This is a genomic window from Schumannella sp. GW821-FHT10F01 (assembly GCF_058809295.1).
On the sequence record NZ_JBXASM010000006.1, the window covers coordinates 53,758 to 77,093 of the forward strand.

A 23,336-nucleotide genomic window follows, 5' to 3' on the forward strand; every position below is an offset into this window, starting at 1 on the left:
ACAGGCTCAGGGATCCGCGGTCACTCCCGGATGCTCGCGCCGTGGCGCTCCGCGGCGAGCGCCACGCCCGCCAGCTTCGCGTCCGTGGCCTCGGCGGCCGTCAGCGTGCGGTCGGGGGCGCGGAAGCGCAGCGCGAAGGTCAGGGACCGGCTGCCCTCCGGCATGCCCGCGCCGCGGTAGTCGTCGACGAGGTGCGCGTGCTCGAGCAGGGCGCCGGCGCCCGCGACGAGCGCGGCGCGCACGTCGCCGGCGGGCACGGCCACCGGCACGACGAGTGACACGTCCTGCGTCGCCGCCGGCATCGTGCCGATCGGCTGGGCGGACACCTGCACGTCGCCGGCCTCCAGCATGCCGTCGAGGTCGAGCTCGGCGACCGCGACGACGTCGGGCAGGTCGAGCTCGGCCGCGAGCGACGGGAGCAGCTCGCCGGCGACGCCGACGACCCGGTCGCCCACGAGGAGCTCCGCGGTGCGGCCCGGGTGCAGCGCCGGGTGGGCGCCCTGGCGGATCGTCAGCTGCACGCCGAGCGCGTGCGCGGCCTCCCGCGCGGCGTCGAGGGCGTCGACGAGCCCGGTCGGCACGGCGGGCTGCCCCGGCTGGCGCGTCACGGCGTCGCCCGCGGCGAGCACGCCGATGCGCCACGGCTGCGCGGGCACGGAGGCGGAGAGCCGCGCGGTCGTCTCGGCCGGCAGCATCACCCCGCCGACCGGCAGGTCGTCGGTGCCGAACCCGGCCGGGTCGGCGTCGCCATGGCCGAACACGCGGCCGATCTCGTACACCGCGAGGTCGGTCAGGCCGCGCGACCGGTTGCGCTGCGCCACGCCGACGAGCCCGGGCAGCATCGACAGCCGCAGCAGCGGCTCGCGCGGATCGAGCGCGTTCTCGACGCGGAACGCGATGCCGCCGGGCGTGAAGCGCTCGACCGTCTCGGCCGACTGGAACGGGTACGACAGCACCTCGGTGAGCCCGGCGGCGGCGAGCGCGTCCGCGACCCGGCGGCGCAGCACCTGGGCGCGGGTGAGGCCGCGTCCGGGCGGCGCGGTCGGCAGCACCGACGGGATGCGCGAATAGCCGGTGATCCTGGCGATCTCCTCGACCAGTCCGGCGTCGTCCGCGAGGTCCACCCGCCAGCTCGGCGGGCGCACCACGAGCTCGTCGCCGTCGCGGCGCACCGCGGCGCCGACCGTCTCGAGCGAGCCGATGACCTCGTCGTCGGTGTACGGCACGCCGATGAGGGCGGCCGCGCGGCCGAGCGCGAGACGGATCTCGCGGGGCTCGGGGGTGCTGCCGAACTCGGCGCCGAGCGGATCCGCGGTACCGCCGGCGAGCTCGACGAGCAGGTCGACCACGCGCTGCGCCGCGATCGGCGCGAGGGCCGGGTCGACCCCGCGCTCGAGCCGCTTCGACGCCTCGCTGAACAGCTTGTGGCGACGGGAGCTGCGGGAGACGGAGACCGGCTCCCAGCACACCGCCTCGATGAGCACGTCGACCGTGTCGACGCTCATCTCGGTGGCCGCGCCGCCCATGACACCGCCGAGCGCCAGCGGTCCGGACTCGTCGGCGACGACCATGTCCTCCGCGTCGAGCGCGCGGTCCTTGTCGTCGAGCGTGCGGATGCTCTCCCCCGGCCGCGCGCGGCGGAGCGTGATGCCGCCCGCGACCTTCGCCAGGTCGAAGCCGTGGATCGGCTGGCCGAGCTCGAGCATCACGTAGTTCGTGACGTCGACCGGCAGCGACACGGAGCGCACGCCCGCCAGCAGCAGGCGCGAGCGCAGCCACGGCGGGGTCGGGCGGTGGCCGTCGATCCCCCGGACGACGCGGAGGGTGCCGCGGATCGCGCCCTCGCGTCCGCGGATCGGCGCGTCGTCCTCGAGCGAGAGCGGGAGGCCGGCCGGCGCCGCGGCGGGCAGCGTGATCGCGGCGGCCGGATCGCGGTACGACGCCCCGGTGGAGTGCGAGTACTCGCGGGCGACGCCGCGGATCGAGAGCGCGTAGGCGCGATCCGGGGTCACGTTGATGTCGACGGCGGCATCATCGAGGCCGAGCAGCGGGATCGCGTCGGCGCCGACCTCCGCGTCGATGCCGAGGTCGGCCAGGCGCAGGATGCCGTCGTGCTCCTCGCCCATCCCGAGCTCGCGCGCGGAGGCGATCATGCCGTCGGAGACATGGCCGTAGGTCTTGCGGGCCGCGATCGGGAACGGGCCGGGCAGCACGGCGCCCGGCAGGGTCACCACGACCTTGTCGCCGGCGCCGAAGTTGTGCGCGCCGCAGACGATGCCGCGCGGCTCGGCCTCGCCGACGTCGACCTGGCACCAGTTGATGGTCTTGCCGTTCGACTGCGGCTCGGGCTCGGCCGACAGCACCTGCCCGACGACGATCGGGCCGGTGAGGTCGAAGACGTGCACGTCCTCCTCCTCGAACCCCACCTTCACGAGCGCGGCGTGGAGCGACTCCAGCGAGATGTCCTCGGGCAGGTCGACCCAGTCGCCCAGCCAGCTGATCGGGACGCGCATCAGACTCCCATTCCGAACTGCTGCGAGAAGCGGATGTCGCCCTCGACCATGTCGCGCATGTCGTTGAGGTCGTCGTTGCGGAACTGCAGGGTCCGCTCGATGCCCATGCCGAACGCGAAGCCCTGGTAGACCTCCGGGTCGACGCCAGCCGACCGGAGCACGTTCGGGTCGACCATGCCGCAGCCGCCCCACTCGACCCACCGTGCGCCGCCCTTGGCGTTCGGCTGCCAGACGTCCATCTCGGCGCTCGGCTCGGTGAACGGGAAGAAGTTCGGGCGCAGCCGGATCTGCGCGCCGGCGCCGAACATCGCACGGGCGAGGTGCTCGAGCGTGCCGCGGAGGTGCGCCATCGTGAGCCCCTTGTCGATGGCGATGCCCTCGATCTGGTGGAACACCGGCGTGTGCGTCGCGTCGAGCTCGTCTCGGCGGAACACCTTGCCGGGCGCGACGACGTAGACCGGCAGCTCGCGCGAGAGCAGCGAGCGGATCTGCACGGTCGAGGTGTGACTGCGCAGCGCGAGGTGGCGTTCGGTGGGCGCGATGTAGAGGGTGTCCTGGTCGGAGCGGGCCGGGTGGTCGGGGTCGGTGTTCAGCGCGTCGAAGATGAACCACTCGTGCTCGAGCTCCGGGCCCTCGCCGATCTCCCACCCCATGCCGGTGAAGATGTCGGCCATCCGGTCCATGAGCAGGCCGAGCGGATGCCGGGCTCCCTCGCGTCGCCGCGACGGCAGCGCCGTGACGTCGATCGTCTCGCGCGCGAGGCGGGCGGTCTCCTCCGCGACGAGCACGACCGCCTCCTGGTCGGCGAGCGCCTGGTTCACCCGTCCGCGGGCCTGGCCGACGAGCTTGCCCGCGGCGGCCTTCCGGTCGCCGGGCAGGTCGCGGATGGCGGCGTTGAGCCGCGCGAGCGGCGAGCCCTCGGCGGTGTGCGCGCTGCGGGCCGCCTTCAGCGTCGCGGAATCGGAGGCCGTCGCGATCGCGGCGAGCGCGGCGTCGACCGCGTCGGCGACCGACTGCTCGGTGATCTCCGGGGTGGAGTCGGGGGTCTCGGACACGGTAGACGAGCCTACCGGCGGAGCGCTCGACTACTCGCCGACGGCCTGCAGCAGCCGCGCGCGCTGCGCGAAGGCGGACTCGTAGAGACAGACCGACGCGGCGGTGGCGAGGTTCATCGACTCCGCGTGGCCGTAGATCGGCACCCGCACGCTGCGGTCGGCGAGCGCGATCTGCTCGTCGGGCAGGCCGTGCGCCTCGTTGCCGAACAGCCAGGCGGTCGGTCCGTCGAGCTCGCCCGCGGCCCGCACGTCGAGCAGGTCCACCCCGTCGATGTCGGCCGCGAGCACCCGGATGCCCACCGAGCGCAGCGCGTCGAGCGCCTCGGCCAGCTCGACGTCCTGCGCGAAGGGCAGGTGGAAGATCGAGCCGGTGGTCGAGCGGACGACCTTCGGGTTGTAGATGTCGACGCTGCGGCCGGTCAGCACGACGGCGTCCGCGCCGGCGGCATCCGCGGCCCGGATGATGGTGCCGGCGTTGCCGGGGTCGCGAACCTCCTCGAGAACGGCGACGAGCCGCGGTCGGGTGGCGACGAGGTCGGCGAGCGAGGTCGTGAAGTGGCGGCCGGTGGCGACGACGCCCTGCGGCGTGACGGTGTCGGCCATCGCCTCGAGCACCTGCTCGGTGACGTGCTTCACCTCGAGCCCCGCGCGGGCGGCGCCGGCGACGAGATCGGGGTGCCGCTCCACCGCGGCGCGCGTCGCGAAGAGCTCGACGAGCACGTCCGGGTGGTACTGCAGCGCCTCCGACACGGCCTGGCGCCCCTCGATGAGGAACAGTCCCGTGTCGGCTCGGGCGGCGCGCTTGGCCAGCTTGGCCACCGCGCGAACCCGCGGAGACCGCGGATTGTCGATCATGGCGCACAGCGTAACGAGAAAGCGCGTCCGAAACGGAAACGGCGCGCACCCCCGTTCGGGATGCGCGCCGTCACAGGCCGAGCAGGTCAGGCGACCGGCTGGACCTTCGCGTTGACGTCGGCCGGCAGGGCCTTCTTGGCCGTCTCGACGATCGTGGCGAACGTCGCGGCGTCGTTCACGGCGAGGTCGGCCAGGATGCGACGGTCCACCTCGACGCCGGCCAGGGCCAGGCCCTGGATGAGCCGGTTGTAGGTGAGGCCGTTGGCGCGCGACGCGGCGTTGATGCGCTGGATCCACAGGCGACGGAACTCGCCCTTCTTCGCGTGACGGTCGCGGTACGCGTAGACGAGGGAGTGGGTGACCTGCTCCTTGGCCTTGCGGTAGAGGCGCGACCGCTGACCGCGGTAGCCCTCGGCGCGCTCCAGGATGACCCGGCGCTTCTTGTGGGCGTTGACGGCCCGCTTGACTCTTGCCATTTCTCTAGTCCTTCTTCGTTCCGGGCCGGATCACTTGCCGAGGAGGCGCTTGATGATCTTCGCCTCGCCGGGCGCGATGATGACGTCGCGGTTCTGGCGGCGGGTCACGCGCGACGACTTGTGCTCGAGGTGGTGGCGCATGCCCGAGCCCTGCTTCTTGACCTTGCCGGTGCCGGTGATCTTGAAGCGCTTCTTCGCACCGGAGTGCGTCTTCTGCTTAGGCATTCTCTTCCTTCGTCTGGACGGCGGCGTCTGCCGCCGGTGCGGCAGCGTCTGCCGTGGTCTCGACCGGGGTGCCGGCCTCGTTCGTGGGGCGCGCGCGGTTCGCGGCGCGCTTCGCGTTGGCCTCGGCCTTCGCGTCGACCTTGCTCTTCAGCGGACCGATGATCATCACCATGTTGCGGCCGTCCTGGACGGGCCGCGACTCGACGGTGCCGAACTCCGAGACGTCCTCGGCGAAGCGCTGCAGCAGCCGCACGCCCTGCTCGGGACGCGACTGCTCACGGCCGCGGAACAGGATCATCGCCTTGACCTTGTCGCCGCCCTGGAGGAAGCCCTCCGCGCGCTTGAGCTTGGTCTCGTAGTCGTGCTTGTCGATCTTCAGGCGGAAGCGCACCTCCTTGAGGATGGTGTTCGCCTGGTTGCGACGAGCCTCCTTGGCCTTCTGCGCCGCCTCGTACTTGAACTTGCCGTAGTCCATGATCTTGACGACCGGCGGGCGCGAGTTCGGGGCCACCTCGACGAGATCGAGGTCGGCCTCCTGCGCCAGCTTGAGCGCCTGCTCGATGCGGACGACGCCGACCTGCTCCCCGTTGGGTCCGACGAGGCGCACCTCGGGGACTCGGATGCGGTCGTTCGTTCTGGGATCGCTGATGCGTTGCTCCTGTTACTCGGTCTGACTGACACGAGAGGAGGGACGCCGCGGAACGAACCGCCACTGCACCCTGGCTGCCCGGCGGTGGTGCGTGCCGGGCGGAGTGCGAACGACCTCGGCGACCTGGACGGCCGACGGGTGGGATCTCTCCTCTTGCGGACCCGGGACAGGCGTGCCCCGAGAACCTGTCGAGGATAGCAGACGGGCGGCGGATCCGGCAGGCCGCGCTCGCCTAGGCTGGAGCGGTGAGCGACTCCGGGTCCCAGCGATTCTCCTACGACGAGGCCATGGACGGGGTGCCGGCGGTCGACGGCGAGGTGCGCGACATCGGCGAGGTGCCCGCGGTCGAGGTGATCAACACCGTCGCGATCCACCTGCTCAGCGCCGCCGCCGTGAAATGCGGGCTCGCGGAGGAGGGCGACGCCGCACTCGACCTCGACGAGGCCCGCAAGCTCATCGACGCCCTCGCCGGACTCGTCACAGCCGCGGCGCCGTCGCTCGGCGACCACCACGCCCGCGCGCTGCGCGACGGCCTCCGCTCGGTGCAGCTCGCGTTCCGCGAGGCGTCGTCGCACCCGGACCCGATCGGCAAGGGCCCCGGCGAGAAGTGGACGGGGCCGGTCACCTAGACCGGACCCGCCTCAGTCAGCTCTCCTCGGCCGGGACGAGGCGCAGGGCGATCGAGTCGACCGCCTCGGTGAGCGCGGCGTCCTCGGCCCAGCGCGCGCCGAGCCGGCGCGTGATCGCGGCGATCCGCTCCGCGTCGAGACCGGCGCGCAGCGCGAGCACGACGACGATCTCCGGGCCCGCGAGGCGCGCCTCCGGGTCGCCAGCCGTGACACGCGCGGCGAGCACGTCGAGCTCGTCCGCGACGTCGCGGTCCACGGCGGCGGCGACGCGCGGGTCGTCGACCGCGGGCACCCAGTGCTCGCCGAGCGCGAGCGCGCGGAGCGCCGGGCGGCGGACGGCGAACTCGGTCGGCGAGGTCGGGTCGAGCACGACGAGGTCGGTGCCCTCCCCCGCGGCCGCGAGGGCGACCCGCCGCGCCTCCACCGGGATGGGCCGCGCCGCGGGATTCCAGGCGGCGAGCGTCTCGACCCCGCTGAACGCCGGCAGCACCCGTCGGCCGTCCGGCCCGGACACCGTGACGATCGAGAGCTCCTGGGTCTTGTCGACGAGGTGGCCCGCGGGCCCGATGCCCTCGTCGCCGCGCTCTGCGAGCAGCGGCACGAGCAGGCGCGCGCCCCGGAGCGCCTCGAGCACGTCCTGCTGCGCGAGCTCGTGCGCGCGGAACCGGCGCAGGGCCTCGATCAGGCGCGGATCCGGCTTCCCGTCGTCGCCGGCGGCCGGGTTCGGCTCGAACCGCCGGCCCGCCCACGGCGTGCCGGCGCTGTCCGCACCTCCGGCCTCCGAGCTCACGGCCGGCCGGCGACCTCCAGCGCCTCGGCCAGCGTGAACGCGCCGGCGTAGAGGGCCTTGCCGACGATGGCGCCCTCGACCCCGAGCGGCACGAGGTCGCGCAGCGCGCGCAGGTCGTCGAGGCTCGAGACGCCGCCGGAGGCGATCACCGGCTTGCCGGTGCGCTCCGTCATCGCGGTCAGCAGCTCGAGGTTCGGGCCGTTGAGCATGCCGTCGCGGGCGACATCCGTCACGACGTAGCGGGCGCAGCCGGCGGCCTCGAGGCGCGCGAGCACCTCCCAGATGTTGCCGCCCTCCCGGGTCCAGCCGCGGGCGGCGAGCGTCTCGCCGCGCACGTCGAGCCCGACGGCGACGCGGTCGCCGTAGTCGCGGGCGACGCGGTCGGCCCACTCCGGGTCCTCGAGCGCGGCCGTGCCGAGGTTGACGCGGCGGGCGCCGGTCGCGAGCGCGGCCTCGAGCGACGCGTCGTCGCGGATGCCGCCGGAGAGCTCGATGCTGACGCCCTCCGGGATGCGGTCGATCACGCGGCGGATCACGGCGCGGTTGTCGCCGCGGCCGAACGCCGCGTCGAGGTCGACGAGGTGGATCCACTCCGCGCCCTGCTCGACCCACTCCGCGGCGGCGTCGGCCGGGTCGCCGTAGGAGGTCTCGGACCCCGCCGCGCCCTGGGTGAGGCGCACGGCCTGGCCGTCGGCCACGTCGACGGCGGGCAGGAGGATGAGGCGGTCGGTCACAGCGATCGGATCCAGTTCGTCAGCAGGCGGATGCCGGCGGCGCCGGACTTCTCGGGGTGGAACTGCGTGGCCGCGAGCGGGCCGTTCTCGACGGCCGCGACGAACGGCCCGCCGTGGTCGGCCCAGGTGACGGTCGGCGCCGCGCGGCGCGCGTCCGGCTCCAGCGTCCACTCGCGCGCGGCGTAGGAGTGCACGAAGTAGAAGCGCTCGTCGGCGATGCCGTCGAACAGGACGCTGTCCGCGTCGGCGCTGACGGTGTTCCAGCCCATGTGCGGCAGCACCGGCGCGTCGAGGCGGTCGACCACGCCGGGCCATTCTCCGAGGCCCTCGGTGTCGGTGCCGCGCTCGATGCCGCGCTCGAACAGCACCTGCATGCCGACGCAGATGCCGAGCACCGGGCGGCCGCCGGCGAGCCGGCGGTCGACGAGCTCGTCGCCGTGCACCGCGCGCAGCGCGCCCATGACCGCGGCGAAGGCGCCGACGCCCGGCACGAGCAGTCCGCCGGCCTCCATCACCGCGGCGCGGTCGGCGGTGAGCTCCACGTCGGCGCCGGCCAGCTCGAGCGCCTTGACCGCGGAGTGGACGTTGCCGGATCCGTAGTCGAGCACCACGACGGACGGACGCGCCACTACAGCGCGCCCTTCGTCGACGGGATGCCGCGCACGCGCGCATCCGGCTCCACCGCGGCCCGGAACGCACGCGCGAACGCCTTGAACTCGGCCTCGGCGATGTGGTGCGGGTCGCGGCCCGCGAGCAGGTTCACATGCACGGTCAGGCCGCCGTTGAACGCGATCGCCTCGAAGACGTGCCGCACCATCGAGCCGGTGAAGTGGCCGCCGATGAGGTGCAGCGCGAACCCCTCCGGTTCGCCGCCGTGCACGAGGTACGGGCGTCCGGACACGTCGACGACCGCCTGCGCGAGGGCGTCGTCGAGCGGCACGAGCGCGTCGCCGTAGCGGCCGATGCCCGACTTGTCGCCGAGGGCCTGGCGGATCGCCTGCCCGAGCACGATGCCGGTGTCCTCGACCGTGTGGTGCACGTCGATGTCGGTGTCGCCCGTCGCGCGCACCGTCAGGTCGACGAGCGAGTGCTTCGCGAACGCCGTGAGCAGGTGGTCGAAGAACGGCACCGACGTCGAGATGTCGGACGTGCCCGTGCCGTCGAGGTCGATGCTCAGCTCGATGCTCGACTCGCTCGTGGAGCGGGTGAGGGAGGCGCTGCGGCTCATGCGCTCAGCCTACTTGCGCGCGGGCGCGCCCCCGGGCCCGAGCGCCCGCAGGGACTCGAGGAACCAGGTGGTCTCCGCCTCGGTGCCGGCCGTGACGCGGAGGGCGTTCGGGATGCCGACGTCGCGCACGAGGATGTCGCGCTCGAGCAGCGCCTCGAAGGTCGCGTGCGGATCGTCGACCCCGCCGAACAGCACGAAGTTCGCGTGGCTGTCGTACGGCGAGTAGCCGAGCTCGGCGAGCTCGCCGAGCAGCCGGTCGCGCTGGCCCCGGATGTCGCCGACCATCGCGAGCATCTCGGGCGCGTGCTGGAGCGCGGCCACCGCCGCCGCCTGCGTCAGCGCCGACAGGTGGTAGGGCAGCCGGACGAGCCGGAGCGCGTCGATCGCGGCCGGATCGGCGACGAGGTAGCCGACGCGGCCGCCCGCGAAGGCGAAGGCCTTGCTCATGGTGCGCGACACGAGCAGCCGCTCGCGGCCGGGCAGCAGGGTCAGCGCCGTCGGGGTGCCCTCGGGCATGAACTCGGCGTAGGCCTCGTCGACCATGACCATGCCGCCGGTCGCGTCGTAGGCGGCCGCGATGGTCTCGAGCGCCAGCGCCGTGCCGGTCGGGTTGTTCGGGGCGCAGAAGAACACGAGGTCCGGACGCTCGCGCTCGATCGCCGCGACGGCCGTCTCGGGCGAGATCGCGTACCGGGCGTCGCGCTCCGCCGGAACCCACCGGGTGCCCGTGCCCGCGGCGATGATCGGGTGCATCGAATAGGTCGGCGGGAAGCCGAGCACCGAGCGGCCGGGGCCCCCGAACGCCTGGAGGATGTGCTGGATCACCTCGTTCGAGCCGTTCGCCGCCCAGACCTGCGCCGGATCGACGTACTGCGGCTCGACGCCCGAGCCGGGACCGCCTGCGGTCGACAGATACGACGCGAGGTGCTCGCGGAGCAGCGTGAACTCGCGGTCCGGGTACCGGTTGATCGTGAGGATCGCGCCGGCGACGGCCTCGACGACCGAGCGGGCCACATCCTCCGGCACCGGGTGCGTGTTCTCGTTGACGTTGAGCGCGTAGCGGACCGGCTGCTGCGGTGCGCCGTACGGCGTCTGCCCGCGGAGGTCGTCGCGGATCGGGAGATCGGAGAGCGGACTCACCCGCCGAGCCTACCGAGCGGCAGGGGGTCGACCGGTGCTAGCCGCGAGCGGGCTCAGCGACCCAGGTCGGTCGGGACGGCGATCCGCTCGCCGGCGCGGAGGTCGCCGGACGCGAGCTGGTTCAGGTCGACGATCCGGTCGACGACGACGCGGCGGTCGGCTCCGGGAGCGACGTCGCCCGCGATCGTCCAGAGGGTGTCCCCCGGCTGCACGGTCACGTAGGCGAAGTCGCCGGTCGCGGACGAGGCGGCGTGCGGGCCGGCCTGGTCGGCTGCGGCGGCCTGGCCGAGCCCGACGACCACGGCGCCGAACGCGAGCGGCGTGGCGATGAGCACGGCGACGACGGCACGGCCGCGGCGCGTGATCCGCAGGCGCGGACCCGTCGCGGTCGACGAGGTCGCGGCAGTGGAGACCGGACGCCGCACCGGGCGGGCAGGGGCGGCGGTGCGGCGGATCCCGGTTCCGATGGCGATGGCGCTCATGGCTGCCTCCTGGCTGCTGATGTCGGGGGAGATGGTGCTCGTGCGTGTGCGTGCGATGGTCTGGACAGGTCCGCCCGGCACTCGGCCGGGAGTGCCGGGTCGAACCTGTGTTTCGAATGTATCTTCTATCGAACGCATGTTCAACCCCTTCTGCTCTGCGGCTCCGCTCCGGCCGATCCGCCGGTTCCGCCCTCGGAAACAGGGATATCGGCATCCACCGACATCGCGACACACTCGAACGGATGTTTGGTACGACACCCTGGACCGGATACAGTTCCGAATGTCTGGACACACATCACCAGATGCCACCGACATCGGGAGACGCGCATGAGCGACCAGCCCACGAGCGGACCGTCAGCGGCCGGCGGCACGCGCCGCCGACGCAGCCTCAGCGAGAAGCAGCTGGCGATCCTGGAGGCGATCCAGCTCTCCGTCGCGCGCCAGGGGTATCCGCCGAGCATGCGCGAGATCGGCGACGCCGTCGGCCTGTCGTCTCTCTCCAGCGTCACGCACCAGCTCAACCAGCTCGAGCTCAGCGGCTACCTCCGCCGCGACCCGAAGCGGCCCCGTGCGCTCGAAGTGCTCATCGACCTGCCCGGCTCCGAGTCCCCCGCCGACTCCGCGCCCCCGGTCGGCGACGCCGCGATGGTGCCGCTCGTCGGCCGCATCGCCGCCGGCGTGCCGATCACCGCGGAGCAGCAGGTCGAGGAGGTCTTCCCGCTCCCCCGCCAGCTGGTCGGCAAGGGCGAGCTCTTCATGCTCAAGGTGTCGGGCGAGTCGATGATCGACGCCGCCATCTGCGACGGCGACTGGGTCGTCGTGCGCACGCAGAACACGGCCGAGAACGGCGAGATCGTCGCCGCCATGCTCGACGGCGAGGCGACCGTCAAGGTGTTCCGGCAGCGCGACGGCCACACCTGGCTGCTGCCCCGCAACACGGCGTTCGAGCCGATCCTCGGCGACCAGGCCGAGGTGCTCGGCAAGGTCGTCGCGATCCTCCGCGCCGTCTAGCCGGAGGTCTCCCCCGCGCCCGGCGTCGACGGCCGGACCGCCGACGCGGCATTCGTCGTCGTGCTCGACTATGCACTCGTCGCCCCGGTCGACGGCTCGCTCGTCGGCCCGACTCGTCGTGCCTCGCGGCGCCGGACCACGTGCCACGCCAGGCACAGGAGCACCGCCAGCGCGACGGCGCCGCCGATCGACACGACGGCGACCCGGAATACGAGCGACGGCGTGAGCGGACCCGCGCCGCCGAGTATCCCGGCCGCCCAGACGCCGGCCGCGAGCAGCACCCACGTGCCGGCGACGGCCGCCCGCGCCGCGTGCCGCAGCCGGGGCGGTGTCGTCGCGGGGCGCGGCTCCGGTGCCGTGCACCGCATCCAGCGCGCCGCCCAGACGGCGAGCACGACGAGTCCCGCGACCGTCGACGCGTGCTGCAGCCAGCGGGAGAGCTCGAGCGGCCCGAGCCGTGTGCTCCAGAGCGGGAGGACCGTCGCGAGCCCGTCCGGATGCGTGAACCAGTCCCACGCGAGATGGGTCGCGATCCCGATCAGCGCGGCCGCGAGCGCGAGGAGCGCCGTGCGGACCGCGGTGCCGAGCGCCGTGCGTCCGCGTCCGAGTACGGGCCGGGGCGGCATCCGCTCGCGCAGCGCGTCGGGTGCGAGGTCGACGACGGGCGCGCGCAGCACCCCCCACCAGAGCGCGAGCGCTGCGAGGGCGATGAGCGGATCGACCGTGACGGCGCCGAGCAGCGAGTGGGTCAGCCCGCGCGGCACGCCGAGCGGCGCGTAGTACGGGAGGTCCGGCGCCATCGTGCCGAGCACCAGCGCCGCGGCGGGCAGCGGCGTGCGGAGGAACGGCAGCGCCGCGGCCGCGTGGCTCGGGGTGAAGGGCACGGCTCAGTATCGGGAGCGGGCGGGCGCGTCCGGATCAGCCGCGCGACGGACATCCGCCGTGCGTCTCCTGCGTGCCGAGCGGGTCGCTCGCCTGCATGCCGGGCGGGGGCCGCTCGCCTGTATGCCCGCGAGCCGGCGCGACCGGTCCGCACGCCCGGCCCGGCACTCCCGGCTCAGACCCCCGCGGCCACCCGCCCCCGCACGCGCAGGGTCGCGGCGACCACGTTCTCGAGCGAGGCGACCGTCTCGTCGTAGCCGCGGGTCTTGAGCCCGCAGTCCGGGTTCACCCAGAGCAGCGTGCGCGGCACGCCCGTGAGGGCGGTCTCGAGCAGCTCGGTCACCTCGTCGACGCCCGGCACGCGGGGCGAGTGGATGTCGTAGACGCCCGGTCCGATGCCGCGGGAGAAGCCGCTGCGCTCGAGATCCCGCACCACGTCCATCCGCGAGCGCGCCGCCTCGATCGAGGTGACGTCGGCATCGAGGCCGTCGATCGCGTCGATGACCACGCCGAACTCGGAGTAGCAGAGGTGCGTGTGGATCTGCGTCGCGTCCGCGACCCCGGCCGTGGCGAGCCGGAACGAGCCGACCGACCAGTCCAGGTAGGCCGGCTGGTCCGCGGCCTTGAGCGGCAGCAGCTCCCGCAGCGCCGGCTCGTCGACCTGCACGATCCGGATGCCGGCGGACTCGAGGTCGGCGATCTCGTCGCGCAGCGCGAGGGCTACCTGATCGGCCGTGTCGCCGAGCGGCTGGTCGTCGCGCACGAACGACCAGGCGAGGATTGTCACCGGTCCCGTCAGCATGCCCTTCACCGGCTTCGCCGTGAGGCTCTGCGTGAACACCGACCACTCGACCGTGATCGGCGCGGGCCGCGACACGTCGCCCCAGAGGATCGACGGCCGCGTCGCGCGCGAGCCGTACGACTGCACCCAGCCGTTCCGCGTCACCGCGAAGCCGTCGAGGTGCTCGGCGAAGTACTGCACCATGTCGTTGCGCTCCGGCTCGCCGTGCACGAGCACGTCGAGCCCGATCCGCTCCTGGAGGTCGACGACGCGGCGGATCTCGTCGCGGAGGAAGCCGGTGTACTCGTCGTCGGTGATCTGCCCGGCGGCGAACCGCGCCCGCTCGCGCCGGATGTCGCCGGTCTGCGGGAAGGACCCGATCGTCGTCGTGGGCAGCAGCGGCAGGCCGAGCGCGGCCTCCTGGGCCGTGCGCCGTGCGGCGGCGTCGCCGCGAGTGCGATCGGCCTCGGCGAGGGTAGCGGCGCGCTGCCGCACCGCCCCGTCGCGCACGCCGGGGGCCGACAGCCGGTCCTCGAGCGCCGCGGCCGCGGCGTCGAGCTCGGCCGCGATCGCGTCCCGGCCATCGACGAGCCCGCGGGCCAGCACGGCGACCTGCTCGACCTTCTGGTCGGCGAACGCGAGCCACGACCGCAGCCGCGGGTCGAGCTGCGGCTCGTCCTCCACGTCGTGCGGGGTGTGGAACAGGCTCGTCGACGTGCCGGCGGCGATGGACGGCGACACGGCGCGCAGCTCCTCGAGACGCGAGAACGCGCCCGCCAGGTCGCCGCGCCAGATGTTGTGGCCGTCGATCACGCCGCCGACCAGCACCTTGTCGGTGGTGATGCCCGACGGCACCGCGCCGCGGACCAGGTCGAGTGCGATCGCGTCGATCGGCGCGTCGGCGAGCACCGGCAGCGCCGCGTCGAGGGCCGCGTAGGGCGCCGCGACGAGGATGCCGAGCGGACGGTCCGCGCCGAGCGCGGCGTACGCCGTCCGGGCGGCGTCCCGCAGGGCCTCGGACGACGCCGGGAGCGACTCGCTCACGAGCGCCGGCTCGTCGAGCTGCACCCATCGGGCGCCGGCCTCCGCGAGTCGCCCGAGCAGCTCGCGGTAGACGGGCAGCAGGTCCGCGAGCCGCGACAGCGGGTCGAAGCCCTCGGGGGCGCCGTCCTCCGCCTTCGCGAGCGCGAGCAGGGTGACGGGGCCGACGATGACGGGCCGGGTGACCAGGCCCTCCGCATGGGCCTCGCGCACCTGCTCCACGAGGCGGTCGGAGGCGAGCCGGAACGCCGTGCCGGGTCCGATCTCGGGCACCAGGTAGTGGTAGTTCGAGTCGAACCATTTCGTCATCTCGAGCGGCGGACGCTCCCCCTCGCCACGCGCGAGCGTGAAGTAGCCGGCGAGGTCGACGCGGCCCTCGTCGTCCGCCAGGTCGGCGAACCGCGCCGGGATGGCCCCGACGGTCACGGCGGCGTCGAGCACCTGGTCGTAGAAGCTGAACGACTCCGGGATCGCCGAGTCGCCGCGGCCCAGGCCGAGGGCGGCGAGCCGCGTGCGGGTGGCGGTGCGGAGCCCGGCGGCCTCGGCCTCGAGGGCCTCGGCGTCGATGCGGCCGGCCCAGAAGGACTCGACCGCGCGCTTGAGCTCGCGGCGGCGGCCCAGTCGCGGGTAGCCCAGGATGGTGCCGGCAGGGAACACGGGTGTCTCGGTCATGGTCTCCTCGAATCGCGTGAGGGACGCATGCCGGGCTCGGCTTCGGTCCTGCCGCCCGTCGGACGACCGTTCCACCGTAGCGAGGCGCCCCGCCGCGCGTCGAAGATGACGCCCGGTTTCAGCGGCCGCCGGAGGCCCGCGGGAGGCCGGCCGCCGGCCCGCCGGAGGCCCGCCGCCGAGCATCCGGAGCGGGCCGCGGCTACCCTATGCGGGTGCCCCCGACGCTCGTCTCCCGCTCCCCGCTCGACATCGAGGGCGTGCCCCGTCCGGAGCGGTCGCAGGCGCTCCTCGACGCCGTCCGCTCCCGCGTCGTCATCGCCGACGGCGCCATGGGCACGATGCTGCAGGCCGTCGAGCCGAGCATTGAGGACTTCCAGCACCACGAGGGCTGCAACGAGATCCTCAACGTCACCCGCCCCGACATCGTCGCGGACGTGCACAGCACCTACCTCGAGACCGGCATCGACGCGATCGAGACGAACACGTTCGGCGCGAACTGGTCGAACCTGTCCGACTACGGCATCGAGGACCGCATCGAGGAGCTCGCGGAGGCCGGCGCCGCGATCGCCCGCCGCACCGCCGAGTCGTTCGAGGCGCGCGACGGCCGGATGCGCTGGGTGCTCGGCTCGATGGGCCCCGGCACGAAGCTGCCGAGCCTCGGCCACACGACCTACGAGAACCTCAAGACGACGTTCGCCCAGCAGGCCGTCGGCCTGATCCGCGGCGGTGCCGACGCGCTGCTCATCGAGACCTCGCAGGACCTGCTGCAGACGAAGTCGGCCGTGAACGGCTGCAAGCAGGCCATCGTCGAGACCGGCGTGCGCGTGCCGATCTTCGTGGAGGTCACCGTCGAGACCACGGGCACGATGCTCATGGGCAGCGAGATCGGCGCGGCGCTCACCACGCTCGAGCCGCTCGGCATCGACATGATCGGCCTCAACTGCGCCACCGGCCCGACCGAGATGAGCGAGCACCTCCGCCACCTGTCGCAGCACGCCCGCGTGCCCGTCATGTGCATGCCGAACGCCGGCCTCCCGATCCTCACGGCCGACGGCGCGAGCTATCCGCTCACCCCGGACGAGCTCGCGACCGCGCACGAGCAGTTCGTCAAGGAGTTCGGCCTCGGCCTCGTCGGCGGCTGCTGCGGCACGACCCCGGAGCACCTCCGCGCGGTCGTCGAGCGGATCGGCGGCACCGCCGCCCGCGAGCGCGCGATCGAGGTGGAGGCCGGCGTCGCCAGCCTCTACCAGCACGTGCCGTTCCGCCAGGACGCCTCCTACCTGGCGATCGGCGAGCGGACGAACGCGAACGGCTCCCTCGCGTTCCGCAACGCGATGCTCGAGTCGCGCTGGGAGGACTGCGTCGACATCGCGCGGGCCCAGGTGCGCGAGGGCGCCCACCTGCTCGACGTCTGCATCGACTACGTGGGGCGCGACGGCGTGGCCGACGTGCGCGAGGTCGTCTCGCGGCTCGCGAGCGCCTCGACGCTGCCGCTCGTCGTCGACTCGACCGAGCCGGCGGTGCTGCAGGCCGGCATGGAGCTCATCGGCGGCCGCCCGGTCGTCAACTCGGTCAACTTCGAGGACGGCGACGGGCCGGACTCCCGCTTCGGCCGGATCATGCCGCTCGTCCAGGAGCACGGCGCCGCGGTCGTCGCGCTGACCATCGACGAGCAGGGCCAGGCGCGCACCGCCGACGACAAGGTGCGCATCGCCTCGCGGCTCGTCGACGCGCTCGTCGGCGACTGGGGCATGCGCGTCGACGACATCATCGTCGACGCCCTGACGTTCCCGATCGCCACCGGCCAGGAGGAGACCCGGCGCGACGCGATCGAGACGATCGAGGCGATCCGCCGCATCACGGCGAAGTACCCCGGCATCCACACCACGCTCGGCGTCTCGAACGTGTCGTTCGGCCTCAACCCGGCGGCCCGCTCGGTGCTGAACTCCGTGTTCCTGCACGAGGCCGTCGAGGCCGGCCTCGACTCCGCGATCGTCAACGCCGCGAAGATCGTGCCGCTGGCCTCCATCTCCGACGAGCAGCGCAAGGTCGCGCTCGACCTGGTCTGGGACCGCCGTGAGCGCGCCGAGGACGGCTCGGTCACCTACGACCCCCTCGCCACGATGCTCGACCTGTTCGCGGGCGTCGACTCCGCGGCGCTGCGCGACCAGCGCGCGGCCGAGCTGGCGGCCCTGCCGGTCGGCGAGCGGCTGGAGCGGCGCATCATCGACGGCGCCGCCAAGGGGCTCGACGCGGACCTCGAGGAGGCGATGGCCGGCGGCCTCACCGCGCTCGAGATCGTCAACGTGCACCTCCTGGCCGGCATGCAGGTCGTCGGCGAGCGCTTCGGCAAGGGCGAGATGCAGCTGCCGTTCGTGCTGCAGTCCGCCGAGGTCATGAAGACCGCGGTCGCGCTGCTCGAGCCGCACATGGAGCGCACGGAGGCCTCCGGCAAGGGCACGATCGTGCTCGGCACGGTGCGCGGCGACGTGCACGACATCGGCAAGAACCTGGTCGACATCATCCTGACCAACAACGGCTACGACGTGATCAACATCGGCATCAAGCAGCCGCTCAGCGCCTTCATCGAGGCCGCGGAGGAGCACGGCGCCGACGTGATCGGCATGAGCGGCCTGCTCGTGAAGTCGACCGTGGTGATGAAGGAGAACCTGCAGGAGCTGTCGTCCCGCGGGCTCGGCACCCGCTGGCCGGTGCTGCTCGGCGGCGCCGCGCTCACGCGCACCTTCGTCGAGGACGACCTCCAGTCGCAGTTCGACGGCACCGTGCGCTACGCCCGCGACGCCTTCGAGGGCCTCGCGCTCATGGAGCCGCTGGTCGCGATCGCGCGCGGCGCGGAGCCGGAGTCGGTCGGTCTCCCCGCGCTGAAGAAGCGCATCCACGCCCGCACCACCCCGCAGACCACCGAGCCGGAGAACATGCCGGCGCGGTCGGCGGTCGCCGCGGACAACCCGATCCCCGCCCCGCCGTTCTGGGGCACGCGGATCGTGAAGGGCGTGGCGCTGGCCGAGTACGCCGCGTTCCTCGACGAGCGCGCGACGTTCATGGGGCAGTGGGGGCTCAAGCCGGGCCGCGGCGACGACGGCGCCAGCTACGAGGAGCTCGTCGAGCAGGAGGGTCGGCCGCGCCTGCGCTACTGGCTCGACCGCATCCTCACCGAGGGCATCCTCGACGCGTCCGTCGTCTACGGCTACTTCCCGGTCTACTCCGAGGGCGACGACCTCGTCGTGCTGCACCACGGCGACGACCCGACGGGCGCGCTCGGCGTGCCCGGCCTGCTCTCGCCGGACGGCGGATCGGGCGGCGCGGTCGGCACCGAGCGGATGCGCTTCAGCTTCCCGCGCCAGCGCCGCGACGAGCACCTCTGCCTCGCCGACTACATCCGGTCGAAGGACTCCGGGCAGGTCGACGTGCTGGGCGTGCAGCTCGTGACCGCGGGCTCCGCCGTCGACGCGGTGACCGCGCGGCTGTTCGCCGAGAACCGCTACCGCGACTACCTCGAGCTCAACGGGCTCACCATGCAGCTCACCGAGTCGCTCGCCGAGTACTGGCACTCGCGGGTGCGGGCGGAGCTCGGCTACGCCGCCCAGGACCCGACGGACCTCGAGGGCATGCTCAAGGTGCGCTACCGGGGTGCCCGCTTCTCGCTCGGCTACCCGGCGTGCCCGGAGATGGAGGACCGCCGCAAGGTGGTCGAGCTGCTCAAGCCCGAGCGGATGGGGGTGGAGCTGTCGGAGGAGCTGCAGCTGCATCCGGAGCAGTCGACGGACGCGTTCGTGTTCCACCACCCGGACGCGCGCTACTTCTCGGTCTGACGCCCGCCGCGGCGCCGCGTCCGGCGCCGCCGAGCCGCGCCCGGCGGAGGGCGGACAGCACCGCCGGTCCGACGAGCGCGATGCCGACGGCGGACGTGATCGCCCGCACGGTGTCCCAGGTCAGGGTCGACGTGACGAGCGAGTACAGCCCGAACGACGCGAGGTTGCGGCCGAGCGGCGCGCCGGGCTCGTACGAGAGGCCGGTGCCCGATCCGACGGCGAACGGCCAGAACCAGAGGTTCATGATGAGCCCGAAGGCGTAGGCCGCGACCACGCCGTACCCGGCCAGCAGCACGGTCTCCGCGACCGCCCGGCGCCGCGGCGTCCGTCCGCCGGTGCGCGGCAGCAGGCCGGCGCCCGCGGCGACCCAGCCGCAGGCGAAGGCCTGGAACGGCGTCCACGGCCCGATGCCGCCCCAGAGCACGGACGACAGCGCGATCGTCGTGATGCCGAGCAGCAGGCCGAAGCGGGCGCCGTAGGCGCGGCCGGCGAGGATCAGGACGATGAAGACGGCCTCGACGCCGCCGACGCCGGTGCTCGCGATGCGCACGGCGGCGCCGACCGCGCTGAGCACGCCGAGCATCGCGACGGTGCGGGCGTTGTGCATCTCGCGGTCGAGCAGCAGGGCCACCGCGACGACGAGGGCGGGCAGCAGCGCGACGGCGACGACCGGCACGGCCGCCTGGGCCTCCTCCGGGACTGCGGCCACGACGAGCGGCCAGGCGAAGCCCGCGAGGGCCGCGAGGCTCGTGGCGGCGAGCGCCCACCCGGTCCAGCGCCGGCTCATCGGGCGGCCTCCGCCTCGAGCACGCGCCCGGCGCCCATCGCGATGCCGCGACCGGCCCGGTGCGCCGCGAACCCGGCGTCGTGGGTCGCGAAGAGCACCGCCGCGCCGTCCTCGGCCGCCCGCATCAGAGCCGCGCCCACGGTCCGGCGCGCCGCCGGGTCGAGGCCGCGCGTCGGCTCGTCGACGAGCAGCACGCGCGGGCGCGCGGAGAGCTGGACGGCGATGACGAGGCAGAGCCGCTGGCCGGAAGACAGGTCGCGCGGATGCCGGTCGAGCAGCTCGTCGAGGTCCGCGTCGTCGAGCGCCAGGAGGCGCTGCAGCACCGCCGCGGTCGGCGCGGCGCCGGCGGCGGCCCGGCGGTCCGCGCGGCGGCACTCCCCCGCGGCGCTCGTCGCGAACAGCAGGTCGTCGAACGCCTCCGGCACGAGCGCGACGGCACCACGGCGCTCCCGCCGGCGGAGGGACGCGACGTCGCCGCCATCCACGAGGACCGTGCCCGTCTCCCTCGGTCGCGCGATCGCCCGGAGGAGCGTGCTCTTCCCGGCCCCGTTCGGACCGGTCAGTGCGACGAGCTCCCCCGCCGCGAGCGAGAGGCGCGCGTCCTCGACGGCGGCGACGCCCGCGTGGCGGACCGTCACGCCCCGGATCTCGGCGATCGGCGGGCGGGCGGGGGCGGCGTCCGTCGCCCCCGCGGCCTCCGTGGTCTGCGTGGTCTCCTCGCCGCCGAGACGGAGGTCGGAGTCCGGGCCGGCCCCGTGTTCAGACCCGGATCCGCGCGCGAGGCGACGCGCCGTGCCGCCCGCGAGCACGATCCGGGCGTCCGCCACCGCGGCCCACTCGGCGATCGCGTGGTCCGCGACGACGACGCAGACCCCGTCGCGGTGCGCGAGCTGATCCACGACCTCGACGATGCGCACCCGCGCCGCCGCGTCGAGGTCGGCGAGCGGCTCGTCGAGCAGCAGCACGCGCGGGCGGGCGGCGAGGGCGCCGCCGATGGCCACCAGGCAGGCCTCCCCCGCCGACAGCGCGGTGACCGGACGCCCCACGAGGTGCTCGATGCGCAGCTCGGCGGCGACCTCCGCGACCCGGCGGTCGATCGCGGCCGCGTCATCCCCGCGCACGGCGAGCGCGAAGCCGAGCTCCCCCGCGACGGAGTCGGCGACGAACGACAGCGGCACCGGCGGCACGACGCCGACCACCGCGGCCGTATCCCGCGGCGGCACCGCGAGGCGGTCGACGCCGGCGACGAGGATCCGACCGGACTGCTCGCCGTCGTCGAGGTGCTGGTGCAGCCCGCTGACGGCGCGCAGCAGCGTCGACTTGCCCGAGCCGGTCGGTCCGCTGACGAGCGTCAGTGCGCCCGCGGGGAGCTCGAGGTCGAGTCCGGAGAGCACGGTCCGGCCCGCGAAGCCGAGTGCGGCGCCGTCGAGCACGACGGCGGCCCCGGCGGCGACGTCATCGTCGGCGCCGGCGTCATCCCGCGGTCGTGCCGGTCGCGTGGCGGCGAAGCCGCGCAGCTCCATCGCGGCGCCGAGGGCGATGGCCCGCTCGACCGTCTGCTCGAGCACCGGGACGAGCAGCGACGCGAGCGACCGCTCCCCCCGCAGCTCGCGCGCCTCGCGCACGCGGACGACCGCGTCGCGCAGTGCCGGGAACGTCGACCAGGCGACGACGAGCGAGCGGGCGACCGTGCGGAGCGGCCCCCGCGCGGCGCCGCGGGCCAGCAGCGCCGGCAGGTCGACGAGCGCCGTCAGCACGCCGATCGCGAGCACGACGGCGGCGAACGGCACCGCGCTCATCGCCGCCGCGGCGACGCCGCCCGTCGTGATCGGCCCGAGCAGCGTGATGTGCGCGAACGGGCCCGCGAGCCGGATCGACGGCAGGTCGACGAGCAGCACGCCGCCGCCCGAGCCGCCGCCGAACACGATCCGGTAGACGACGCGCAGCAGCACGAACCCGACGGCCAGCAGCGCCGCCGAGCGCAGTCCCGCGAGCCGGCCCCGGTGCATCAGCCCTTCGGCGGCGTCGAGTCGTCGCCCTGCGTGTAGACGAGGCCGAGCGACTGGCCGGCCTCCACCTTCTGCTCGTTCACGCCGACCTGCGCGTACTCCCACGCGGCGTCGGCGGAGGTCTTCACCCAGACGGCCCAGTATCCGGTCGACGAGAGCGTCGCGCACGAGTCCTCGGCGGGCGTGGGCTTGTCCTCGACGCGGCAGACCACGGCGTCGCCGTAGTCGGCGGTGCCCTCGGTCGCGATGCCGGCGTCCTTCAGCACGTCGGTGGCGACGCCGGCCTTGCCGCAGGCGTCCACCGGGTCGCCGCCGAGCGCGCCGAACTCCACGCGCACGGTGACGTCGGTGCACTCCGCGGGGGCGGACGAGGTCGGCGAGGCGGACGGGGTCTTCGTCTCGGCGGTGCCGGCCGTGCCGCCGGCGCAGCCGGTCAGGGCGAGCGCGAGCAGCAGCGGGGCGGCGGCGCGGGCCAGGAGGGTTCGCGTCGGGGTCGAGGCGGTCATGCGGTGGTCTCCCTGGAGGTGGTGAGGATCCCCGCCTCGCGGAGGACCGCGAGGGGGGCGTCGGATCGGTTGAAGGTGTACAGGTGCACGCCGGGGGCGCCGCCGGCCAGCACGTCGCGCGCCAGCTCGGCCGCGTGGCTGATGCCGGCCGCGGCGGGATCGTCGGCCCCGAGCAGCAGTGCGCGGAGCCGCTCCGGCATCCGCTCGCCGGTGAGCTCGAGCACGCGGTGCAGCCGCGGCTCGCTGAGCACCGGCATGATGCCCGGCAGGATCGGCATGGTCACGCCGGCCGCCCGCGCGTCGTCGACGAAGCCGAGGTAGTCGTCGGCCTCGAAGAAGAGCTGCGTGATGGCGAGGTTCGCCCCCGCCGCCTCCTTCGCGAGCAGCGTGTCGAGGTCCTGCGCGCGCGAGCGGGAGCTCGGATGCCCGTTCGGGAACGCGGCGACCGCGATCGTGGCCCGGCGCCCGGAGCTGAGGCGGCGCGCGGCGGGCACGCCCGGCAGCGGATGCGCCTGGAACGGCTCGCGCTCGGCCTGCACGCCGTGGATGAGCTGCACGAGCTCACTCGCGCTGCCGAAGTCGCCGAGCACGATCTCCGCCTCGGGCACGCCCTGCGGCGGGTCGCCGCGGAGGGCGAGGAAGCTCGTGATGCCGGCGTCCATGAACTCGCGCAGCAGGCGCGAGGCGTCGGCGTAGGTGGATCCGACCGCCGTGAAGTGCGCCATCGGCGAGATGTCGGTCTCGTGCACGAGACGGCGGAGCAGGTCGAGGGAGACGTCGCGGGAGGAGCCGTTCGCCCCGTAGGTCACGGAGATGAAGGCCGGACGCGAGGCGACGAGCTCGACGAGCGCGACGTCGAGGGACTTCGCGGCGGCCGGCGAGCGCGGCGGCAGGATCTCGAAGGAGAACCGGGGCGGGGCGTCCTCGACGGAGGCCGCGACGGCCTCCGCGCGATCGTGTCCAGTCATCCTGACCCTCCGATGACGGCGCCGACGGCGCCGCTCCGTGGGGCGGGTGCCGGGCTCGGCGGTCGCTCCG

21 protein-coding genes are annotated in these 23,336 nt (G+C 74.1%); 3 read left to right on the plus strand and 18 right to left on the minus strand.

All coding sequences use genetic code 11. The features are described 5' to 3' along the window. Positions 1-20: 20 nt before the first annotated feature. The 6 genes from pheT to infC form a co-directional block, all read right to left on the minus strand. Positions 21-2,513, minus strand: coding sequence for a phenylalanine--tRNA ligase subunit beta (gene pheT / locus AC1RSJ_RS08615; protein ID WP_493117949.1), 2,493 nt, complete (start codon positions 2,511-2,513; stop codon positions 21-23). Beyond that, entirely contained in the window at positions 2,513-3,568 is a 1,056-nt protein-coding gene (pheS, locus tag AC1RSJ_RS08620) for a phenylalanine--tRNA ligase subunit alpha (protein ID WP_493117950.1), read from the minus strand. Before pheS ends, pheT begins: the two co-directional genes overlap by 1 nt. A gap of 30 nt (positions 3,569-3,598) precedes the next feature. Then, the gene (locus tag AC1RSJ_RS08625; protein WP_493117951.1) at positions 3,599-4,423 is read right to left on the minus strand and encodes a TrmH family RNA methyltransferase; all 825 of its coding nucleotides are present in this window, start codon (positions 4,421-4,423) and stop codon (positions 3,599-3,601) included. An 86-nt stretch (positions 4,424-4,509) separates the two neighbouring features. Next, on the minus strand, positions 4,510-4,899 hold the full coding sequence (gene rplT / locus AC1RSJ_RS08630; protein WP_493117952.1) for a 50S ribosomal protein L20: 390 nt from the start codon (positions 4,897-4,899) through the stop codon (positions 4,510-4,512). Positions 4,900-4,929: 30 nt separating this feature from the next. Further along, positions 4,930-5,124, minus strand: coding sequence for a 50S ribosomal protein L35 (rpmI, locus tag AC1RSJ_RS08635; RefSeq protein WP_493117953.1), 195 nt, complete (start codon positions 5,122-5,124; stop codon positions 4,930-4,932). Further along, positions 5,117-5,731 (minus strand): translation initiation factor IF-3, encoded by a 615-nt coding sequence (gene infC / locus AC1RSJ_RS08640; protein WP_493117954.1) that lies wholly within the window; start codon positions 5,729-5,731, stop codon positions 5,117-5,119. The genes rpmI and infC overlap by 8 nt, the downstream gene beginning before the upstream one ends. Positions 5,732-6,060: 329 nt before the next feature. On the opposite strand from infC, the gene AC1RSJ_RS08645 reads away from it, so the two are divergent. Further along, complete coding sequence (locus tag AC1RSJ_RS08645) at positions 6,061-6,402, plus strand: DUF1844 domain-containing protein (protein WP_493118102.1); 342 nt, start codon at positions 6,061-6,063, stop codon at positions 6,400-6,402. Positions 6,403-6,418: 16 nt separating this feature from the next. On the opposite strand, the gene AC1RSJ_RS08650 is transcribed toward AC1RSJ_RS08645, so the two are convergent. Genes AC1RSJ_RS08650 through AC1RSJ_RS08675 form a run of 6 tightly spaced genes read right to left on the minus strand, consistent with a single transcriptional unit; the run spans position 6,419 to position 10,776 of the window. Beyond that, on the minus strand, positions 6,419-7,192 hold the full coding sequence (locus tag AC1RSJ_RS08650; protein ID WP_493117955.1) for an SseB family protein: 774 nt from the start codon (positions 7,190-7,192) through the stop codon (positions 6,419-6,421). Next, complete coding sequence (priA, locus tag AC1RSJ_RS08655) at positions 7,189-7,926, minus strand: bifunctional 1-(5-phosphoribosyl)-5-((5-phosphoribosylamino)methylideneamino)imidazole-4-carboxamide isomerase/phosphoribosylanthranilate isomerase PriA (protein WP_493117956.1); 738 nt, start codon at positions 7,924-7,926, stop codon at positions 7,189-7,191. The genes AC1RSJ_RS08650 and priA overlap by 4 nt, the downstream gene beginning before the upstream one ends. Next, positions 7,923-8,555, minus strand: coding sequence for an imidazole glycerol phosphate synthase subunit HisH (gene hisH / locus AC1RSJ_RS08660; protein WP_493117957.1), 633 nt, complete (start codon positions 8,553-8,555; stop codon positions 7,923-7,925). Before hisH ends, priA begins: the two co-directional genes overlap by 4 nt. After that, positions 8,555-9,154 (minus strand): imidazoleglycerol-phosphate dehydratase HisB, encoded by a 600-nt coding sequence (gene hisB / locus AC1RSJ_RS08665; protein WP_493117958.1) that lies wholly within the window; start codon positions 9,152-9,154, stop codon positions 8,555-8,557. The genes hisH and hisB overlap by 1 nt, the downstream gene beginning before the upstream one ends. 9 nt (positions 9,155-9,163) lie before the next feature. Then, on the minus strand, positions 9,164-10,294 hold the full coding sequence (locus AC1RSJ_RS08670) for a histidinol-phosphate transaminase (RefSeq protein WP_493117959.1): 1,131 nt from the start codon (positions 10,292-10,294) through the stop codon (positions 9,164-9,166). Positions 10,295-10,347: 53 nt separating this feature from the next. Then, a complete protein-coding gene (locus tag AC1RSJ_RS08675; protein WP_493117960.1) occupies positions 10,348-10,776 on the minus strand; it encodes a LysM peptidoglycan-binding domain-containing protein in 429 nt (142 codons plus the stop codon). A 327-nt stretch (positions 10,777-11,103) separates the two neighbouring features. Here AC1RSJ_RS08675 and lexA point away from each other — a divergent pair, with 327 nt between their 5' ends. Then, positions 11,104-11,787: a transcriptional repressor LexA gene (lexA, locus tag AC1RSJ_RS08680; RefSeq protein WP_493117961.1), complete on the plus strand. Its 684-nt coding sequence runs from the start codon at positions 11,104-11,106 to the stop codon at positions 11,785-11,787. Positions 11,788-11,855: 68 nt separating this feature from the next. On the opposite strand, the gene AC1RSJ_RS08685 is transcribed toward lexA, so the two are convergent. Both AC1RSJ_RS08685 and metE read right to left on the minus strand, forming a co-directional pair. Beyond that, entirely contained in the window at positions 11,856-12,671 is an 816-nt protein-coding gene (locus AC1RSJ_RS08685; RefSeq protein WP_493117962.1) for a DUF4184 family protein, read from the minus strand. Positions 12,672-12,844: 173 nt separating this feature from the next. Beyond that, positions 12,845-15,163 (minus strand): 5-methyltetrahydropteroyltriglutamate--homocysteine S-methyltransferase, encoded by a 2,319-nt coding sequence (gene metE, locus AC1RSJ_RS08690; RefSeq protein ID WP_493117963.1) that lies wholly within the window; start codon positions 15,161-15,163, stop codon positions 12,845-12,847. Positions 15,164-15,375: 212 nt separating this feature from the next. Here metE and metH point away from each other — a divergent pair, with 212 nt between their 5' ends. Next, positions 15,376-18,996 carry a methionine synthase gene (gene metH, locus AC1RSJ_RS08695; protein WP_493117964.1) on the plus strand — a complete coding sequence of 1,207 codons (3,621 nt, stop codon included), beginning with the start codon at positions 15,376-15,378 and terminating at the stop codon, positions 18,994-18,996. Here the strand turns inward: metH and AC1RSJ_RS08700 are convergent. From AC1RSJ_RS08700 to AC1RSJ_RS08715, 4 genes are read right to left on the minus strand one after another with little or no spacing between them, the layout of a single operon-like run. Beyond that, entirely contained in the window at positions 18,884-19,783 is a 900-nt protein-coding gene (locus tag AC1RSJ_RS08700) for an ECF transporter S component (RefSeq protein WP_493117965.1), read from the minus strand. The two genes, metH and AC1RSJ_RS08700, sit on opposite strands and share 113 nt — an antisense overlap. Beyond that, the gene (locus AC1RSJ_RS08705) at positions 19,780-21,792 is read right to left on the minus strand and encodes an ATP-binding cassette domain-containing protein (protein ID WP_493117966.1); all 2,013 of its coding nucleotides are present in this window, start codon (positions 21,790-21,792) and stop codon (positions 19,780-19,782) included. The genes AC1RSJ_RS08700 and AC1RSJ_RS08705 overlap by 4 nt, the downstream gene beginning before the upstream one ends. Next, a complete protein-coding gene (locus tag AC1RSJ_RS08710; RefSeq protein WP_493117967.1) occupies positions 21,792-22,298 on the minus strand; it encodes a hypothetical protein in 507 nt (168 codons plus the stop codon). Before AC1RSJ_RS08710 ends, AC1RSJ_RS08705 begins: the two co-directional genes overlap by 1 nt. After that, on the minus strand, positions 22,295-23,266 hold the full coding sequence (locus AC1RSJ_RS08715; protein WP_493117968.1) for a methylenetetrahydrofolate reductase: 972 nt from the start codon (positions 23,264-23,266) through the stop codon (positions 22,295-22,297). Before AC1RSJ_RS08715 ends, AC1RSJ_RS08710 begins: the two co-directional genes overlap by 4 nt. Positions 23,267-23,336: the final 70 nt, after the last annotated feature.

What these genes read in the sequence shown, in the direction of transcription:
- hisB (WP_493117958.1), bottom strand. Translation starts at nt 9,154, where the DNA reads ATGAGCCGCAGCGCCTCCCTCACCCGCTCCACGAGCGAGTCGAGCATC.
- rplT (WP_493117952.1), bottom strand. Translation starts at nt 4,899, where the DNA reads ATGGCAAGAGTCAAGCGGGCCGTCAACGCCCACAAGAAGCGCCGGGTC.
- AC1RSJ_RS08715 (WP_493117968.1), bottom strand. Translation starts at nt 23,266, where the DNA reads ATGACTGGACACGATCGCGCGGAGGCCGTCGCGGCCTCCGTCGAGGAC.
- AC1RSJ_RS08645 (WP_493118102.1), top strand. Translation starts at nt 6,061, where the DNA reads ATGGACGGGGTGCCGGCGGTCGACGGCGAGGTGCGCGACATCGGCGAG.
- pheT (WP_493117949.1), bottom strand. Translation starts at nt 2,513, where the DNA reads ATGCGCGTCCCGATCAGCTGGCTGGGCGACTGGGTCGACCTGCCCGAG.
- AC1RSJ_RS08675 (WP_493117960.1), bottom strand. Translation starts at nt 10,776, where the DNA reads ATGAGCGCCATCGCCATCGGAACCGGGATCCGCCGCACCGCCGCCCCT.
- rpmI (WP_493117953.1), bottom strand. Translation starts at nt 5,124, where the DNA reads ATGCCTAAGCAGAAGACGCACTCCGGTGCGAAGAAGCGCTTCAAGATC.
- AC1RSJ_RS08625 (WP_493117951.1), bottom strand. Translation starts at nt 4,423, where the DNA reads ATGATCGACAATCCGCGGTCTCCGCGGGTTCGCGCGGTGGCCAAGCTG.
- AC1RSJ_RS08700 (WP_493117965.1), bottom strand. Translation starts at nt 19,783, where the DNA reads ATGAGCCGGCGCTGGACCGGGTGGGCGCTCGCCGCCACGAGCCTCGCG.
- metE (WP_493117963.1), bottom strand. Translation starts at nt 15,163, where the DNA reads ATGACCGAGACACCCGTGTTCCCTGCCGGCACCATCCTGGGCTACCCG.
- AC1RSJ_RS08710 (WP_493117967.1), bottom strand. Translation starts at nt 22,298, where the DNA reads ATGACCGCCTCGACCCCGACGCGAACCCTCCTGGCCCGCGCCGCCGCC.
- AC1RSJ_RS08705 (WP_493117966.1), bottom strand. Translation starts at nt 21,792, where the DNA reads ATGCACCGGGGCCGGCTCGCGGGACTGCGCTCGGCGGCGCTGCTGGCC.
- lexA (WP_493117961.1), top strand. Translation starts at nt 11,104, where the DNA reads ATGAGCGACCAGCCCACGAGCGGACCGTCAGCGGCCGGCGGCACGCGC.